At 68.2% G+C, this 2,085-nt stretch carries 2 protein-coding genes; one reads left to right on the top strand and one right to left on the bottom strand.

Annotated features, from left to right (window positions below; genetic code table 11):
* On the bottom strand, window positions 1–540 hold a 540-nt coding region (locus HII36_RS54840; protein WP_173531327.1), incomplete at its 3' end, for a hypothetical protein.
* Between the two features lie 435 nt (window positions 541–975).
* Between HII36_RS54840 and HII36_RS54835 the strand changes: the two genes are divergently transcribed.
* Window positions 976–2,085: hypothetical protein (locus HII36_RS54835; RefSeq protein WP_173531326.1), on the top strand; the 1,110-nt coding region annotated here is incomplete at its 3' end.

Genomic DNA, 2,085 nt, shown 5'->3' with positions numbered 1-2,085 from the left:
GAGGTAGATCCACTCGATGGTGAGCCGAGGCGCGGGCATGTCGGCGGGGGTGGGGTCGATCGGGATGCGCAGTTCGAGGTGGCGGTCGTGGGGTGAGACGTAGCGCTGGTGGAAGGCGTCTCCGTGCCGGGTGCCCTGAAAGCGGCGGCGGATGCCGTGTGCGGCGAGGGCGCGGGTGTAGGGCAGGGTGAGGGGCATGTGGGCGGCGGTCTCGGCGCGGCCGGGGTAGTGGTCGCCGAGGATGTCGCTCATGTGATTGGCGATCACCTCGAAGTCGGGCCGCCCGCCCGGCATGCACTCATCGCAGGCGTGGGCGACGTCGAGGGTGGGGCAGTGCCCGCTGAGGGTGAACATGCTCTCGTAGTGGCAGATTTCGAGCAGGGTGCCGTCGTCGCCGTGCCGGGGCGGAACGATGACGGGCTGTTCGTCGTGGTCGTCCCACATGATCGCCCATCCTGTGCCGTGGTCGGCTAGCGCGCGGGCATGCCGGGGTTCAACGGTGAGGCGGTAGGCGGTGGCTCCGGTGTCGGTGTGAGTCATGCGGTTGTGCCCTTTCATGTAGCCCGGCGTTATTCCGGTGTGATGTGGCGGCGGTGTTTACCGCCTAATTCCATGGACGCTCGACGCGGCGTTGATGTCAACCGGCATGCGCAGTCATCTCGCAGTTTCTTCGAGCTGGACTCGGACAATATTGCATCGTCCTACATCGTCCGGCAAAATAGGTGAAGAGCTGGGCGCCCGTCTAATGTCAAGCCGATCTCGCAGCCTTCTCGGAAGGTGTTTTCCCAGATCACCGATTACTTAGTTAGGTTAGCCTCTCCAGCCGTTGGGGTGACGGAATTCGTTGGCCGGTCGACTTGCCATTCCCGTTAGGTGCGAGGGATGGTCGTGACGTAAACGAAAAACACCGGCCCGGACAGGGGGCCGGTAAAGCGACCGGAAGGGCGTCACGCAATGGCTATTCACGCTCCAGAAATGACCGCTACCGAAACCGTTCCCGCTGACGCGGAAATCGCCGTTACCGGCCCGGCCGACACCGCGCCGCTGACCGCCCCTGACAGCGCCGCAACCGCCGCCCCGGACACCGTCCCCGGCACGGACGCGGACGGGCGGATAGCGGCGGTGTGGGCGGCGCTGAACGCCGAGCCGGGCGGATCGGCCACGGTGATCGGGGCGGCGGCCGGTCTGAGCCGGATGGTCGCGGGCAAGATCCTCAACGAGTTGGAGGCGGAGGGGCGGGCCCGGCGTGAGCCGGGCATCAACGACGGTCAAACGCGGGGGCGGGCGGCTGACCGGTGGTTCCCCATCACCGCCGACGCCGACGCCGACGCCGACGAGCCGACCGGGACCGCTGACGCGTCTGCCCCGGCCCCGGAAACGCTGGATGCCGCGCCTCCCGCGTCCGCCACGCCGGATACCGGCACCGGTACGGACGCGGACAGCCCTGACGCTGACGCCGCGCCCGCGCAAGGTGAGGACCTCCCGGAGGTCATCGATTCGGCGGACCCCGTCCCGGTGGACGATCCGACCGATGACGAGGGGGAGCTGATCGGCGATGAGGCGGCCGGTCAGGGTTCGGACGGGACGGACAGCGAACTCCATACGATCCCCGACACCGACCCGTCCGAGCAGGTGGCGGACGATCCGGCGTGGGCGCGGGTGCACGCCGAACTGACGGAACTGGTCAATCTGTTCGGTGGGGTGATCATGGCGAAGGAGGAGGGGAACGCTGTGATGGCGTTGGGGTGCCTGGAGATGGCCATGACGAAGGTCGCCTCGACGCACCGGAATGCGCGGGCGGTGCTGACCGGCACCACTGCCCCGGCCCGTACGGTGTCGGGGGCCCGTGCGGGTGCCGGTGGCGGCGCGGGTGTCGGGGGCAGTGTGCGTACGGGTGGGTTGCGGGACATGGTTCACGCGCACCTAATCGAGTTCCCGGACAAGGACTTCACCCCGTACGAGATCGGGAAGGTCATCAACCGTTCGTCCGGTGCGGTGGCCAACGCCCTGGACCGCTTGGTCTACCTCGGCGATGCGGTGCTGTCCTGTGAGCGGCCCCGCCGGTTCGCCCTCGCTCCCACCGCC

This window comes from Nonomuraea antri (assembly GCF_013283785.1).
Taxonomy (GTDB): Bacteria; Actinomycetota; Actinomycetes; order Streptosporangiales; family Streptosporangiaceae; genus Nonomuraea; species Nonomuraea antri.
This window is presented reverse-complemented; position numbering and strand designations above follow the sequence as displayed.